The following is a 3,561-nucleotide window of genomic DNA, read 5'->3' as shown; positions in this document are numbered from 1 at the left end:
GGACAAAGGGGGACGAGGGGGCGCAGCCCCCATGCAGTGACGGGAAGGGTAGGGGCGGCGGGGGCGAGAAAACCCATCGGTCGGCACGTCACATATTCGCCAGGTACAGTGCGGAGATCAGCAGACCTGATGGTGAAGGCCCCGCACGTGTTGACGCAGACGACCACCAGAGTCCTCGACCCGAGCGACCTGGACGCCGCGCTCGCCGTCCTCGACCGCGAGCCGGTGGCGAACGCCTTCGTGACCTCCCGCGTACAGGTCGCCGGCCTCGACCCCTGGCGCCTGGGCGGCGAGATGTGGGGCTGGTACGAGGACGGCATGCTCACGTCCCTCTGCTACGCAGGCGCCAACCTCGTCCCGATCTGCGCCACCCCCCGCGCCGTACGCGCCTTCGCGGACCGCGCCCGCCGGGCGGGCCGCCGCTGCTCCTCCATCGTCGGCCCCTCCGAGGCCACGGCCCAGCTCTGGCGCCTCCTGGAGCCGAACTGGGGCCCCGCCCGTGAGGTCAGGCCGCATCAGCCCCTGATGGTCGCCGACCGGCTCCCCGCCGACATCGCCCCGGACCCGTACGTCCGTCGCATCCGCAAGGACGAGATGGAGACGATCATGCCGGCCTGCGTGGCGATGTTCACGGAGGAGGTCGGCGTCTCCCCGCTCGCGGGCGACGGAGGCCTGCTCTACCAGGCGCGGGTCGCCGAACTCGTCGGCTCGGGGCGCTCGTTCGCCCGCGTCGACGGCGACGGCCGGGTCGTCTTCAAGGCGGAGATCGGCGCCGCGACCTCCCAGGCCTGCCAGATCCAGGGCGTCTGGGTCGCCCCCGAGTACCGCGGCCAGGGCTACGCGGCCCCCGGCATGGCGGCGGTCCTGCGCTACGCCCTCGCGGACGTGGCCCCCCTGGTCAGCCTGTACGTCAACGACTACAACACCGCGGCCCGAGCCACCTACCGCAGAACCGGCTTCCAGGAAATAGGCGCGTTCATGAGCGTCCTGTTCTGAGAGGCGCAGCCCCGCAGGGGCGCGCCGTCAGGGGCGCGGGGAACGGCGCGACCAGCCACATCGGACCCGCACCCGACAAGACGACAGCCAGGGGCGGGCCCACACAGTGGAGCCCCCCAGGTAGTCTCCGCACATGCTGCGCTTCCCCGGTCAGCCCGGTCAGGACCCCCTCACGCCCGACGACATCGTCATCGGCCCCCTGGACCTGGCCACCCGAATCGACGAGGCGCTGAACGTCCAGGCCGTGGCCTTCGGGCTCGGCGCGGACGAGATCGCCGTACGCCGCCAGATCGTGCTCCGTCACCTCACCTTCCCCGGCGCCCGGGCGCTCGGCGCGACCACCGCCGACGGACGGCTCGCCGGCTTCGTCTACGGCATGCCCAACGACCGCGCCCACTGGTGGTCCACCGTCGTCGAGCCCTATCTGCGCGGGCGGGGGCACGACGGCTGGCTGGACGACTCCTTCGTGATCACCGAACTGCACGTCCATCCCGACTTCCAGAACCGGGGAGTCGGCCGTGCCCTGATCACCACCATCACGGACAGCGCCGTCCAGCCGCGCTCGATCCTCTCCGCGATCGACAAGGAGAGCCCGGCCCGCGGCCTGTACCGCTCGCTCGGTTACGAGGACCTGGTCGTCCGGGTCCTGTTCCCCAGCGCACCGAAGCCGTACGTGGTGATGGGCGCCCCGCTGCCCCTCAGACGACGCTGACGGATCCCGCCGCCGGGTCCCGCACGGCACCCCCGTCCGCCACCGCCGCCGGCGAAACGGATTTCCGGCGACGGCGGCCCCCCGGCTAACCTCCAAGCACCACCCTTACGCAGCAGGAGTCGAGAACCATGGCCCAGGTCCAGCGCATGTCCCGTTTGATGGTCAAGACACTGCGTGACGACCCGGCGGACGCCGAGGTGCTCAGCCACAAGCTGCTGGTGCGCGCCGGTTACGTCCGCCGGACCGCCGCCGGCCTGTGGTCCTGGCTGCCGCTGGGCAAGAAGGTGCTGGCCAACGTCGAGCGGGTCGTCCGCGAGGAGATGGACGCCATCGGCGCCCAGGAGGTCACCCTGCCCGCCCTGCTGCCGAAGGAGCCCTACGAGGCGACCGGCCGCTGGGAGGAGTACGGCCCCGAGCTGTTCCGCCTCAACGACCGCAAGGGCGGCGACTACCTCCTCGGCCCGACCCACGAGGAGATCTTCACCCTGCTGGTCAAGGACCAGTGCACGTCCTACAAGGACCTGCCCGTGATCCTCTACCAGATCCAGAACAAGTACCGCGACGAGGCCCGCCCCCGCGCCGGCATCCTGCGCGGCCGCGAGTTCCTGATGAAGGACTCGTACTCCTTCGACACGGAGGACGAGGGCCTCGCCGAGTCGTACGCCCTGCACCGCGCCGCGTACCAGAAGATCTTCGCGCGTCTCGGTCTGGACTACCGCATCTGCGCCGCCACCGCGGGCGCCATGGGCGGCTCCAAGTCCGAGGAGTTCCTCGCCCCGGCCGCGGCCGGCGAGGACACCTTCGCCGACTGCCCGAACTGCGACTACGCCGCCAACACCGAGGCCGTCACCTACACGCTGACGCCCGTCGACGCGGCCGGGGTCCCCGCCCTGGAGGAGATCCCCACCCCCGAGACCCCGACCATCGAGACGCTCGCCGCGTACCTGGAGGTCCCCGCCTCCGCCACTTTGAAGAACCTCCTGGTCAAGGTGGCCGGCGAGATCGTGGCGGTCGGCGTGCCCGGTGACCGCGAGGTCGACCTGGACAAGGTGGAGGCGCACTTCGCCCCCGCCCCCGTCGAACTGGTCACGGCCGAGGACTTCACGGGCCGCGACGACCTCGTACGCGGCTATGTCGGCCCGCAGGGCCTGGAGAAGGTCCGCTACCTCGCCGACCCGCGCGTCGCCCCCGGCACCGCCTGGATCACCGGCGCCAACCAGGACGGCGTGCACGCGAAGAACGTCGTCGCGGGCCGTGACTTCGAGGTCGACGAGTACGTGGACGTCGTCGTCGTGCGCGAGGGCGACCCCTGCCCCGCCTGCGGCACCGGCCTCAAGCTGGACCGCGCCATCGAGATCGGCCACATCTTCCAGCTCGGCCGCAAGTACGCCGACGCCCTCCAGCTCGACGTGCTCGGCAAGCAGGGCAAGCCGGTCCGCGTCACCATGGGCTCGTACGGCATCGGTGTCTCGCGCGCGGTCGCGGCGCTCGCCGAGCAGCACGCCGACGAGCAGGGCCTCGTCTGGCCCGCCGAGATCGCCCCGGCCGACGTCCATGTCGTCGCGGCGGGCAAGGCCCTGCAGACCGAGCTGGCGCTCGACGTCGCGGAGAAGCTGGGCGCGGCGGGCGTACGGGCGCTCGTGGACGACCGCGCGGGTGTCTCGCCCGGTGTGAAGTTCACCGACGCCGAACTCATCGGCGTACCGAAGATCCTGGTGGCCGGCCGGCGTTCCGCCGAAGGCGTCCTGGAGCTGAAGGACCGCCGCACCGGCGAGCGCGAGGAACTGACCGTGGACGAGGCGATCGCCCGACTCACGGCGTAGCGCCCCGGAGCCCCGCGCCCCCTCAAGGGG

The 3,561-nt window shown here is 71.7% G+C and carries 3 protein-coding genes; all 3 read left to right on the top strand.

Annotated elements, in window-relative coordinates; all coding sequences use genetic code 11:
* The first annotated feature begins 147 nt into the window (after nucleotides 1–147).
* Nucleotides 148–996, top strand: a complete 849-nt coding sequence (locus ACFWGJ_RS42800; protein ID WP_387334375.1) for a GNAT family N-acetyltransferase — start codon at nucleotides 148–150, stop codon at nucleotides 994–996.
* 133 nt (nucleotides 997–1,129) lie between these two features.
* A complete protein-coding gene (locus ACFWGJ_RS42795) occupies nucleotides 1,130–1,708 on the top strand; it encodes a GNAT family N-acetyltransferase (protein WP_387334374.1) in 579 nt (192 codons plus the stop codon).
* Nucleotides 1,709–1,836: 128 nt separating this feature from the next.
* Nucleotides 1,837–3,531 carry a proline--tRNA ligase gene (locus ACFWGJ_RS42790; protein WP_387334373.1) on the top strand — a complete coding sequence of 565 codons (1,695 nt, stop codon included), beginning with the start codon at nucleotides 1,837–1,839 and terminating at the stop codon, nucleotides 3,529–3,531.
* The last annotated feature ends 30 nt before the right edge of the window (nucleotides 3,532–3,561 follow it).

Origin of the sequence: Streptomyces sp. NPDC060205, assembly GCF_042728395.1 — a bacterium.
Lineage (GTDB): Bacteria > Actinomycetota > Actinomycetes > Streptomycetales > Streptomycetaceae > Streptomyces.
Note: the sequence above shows the minus strand (reverse complement) of the source record. Positions and strands in the feature narration are given on the sequence as shown.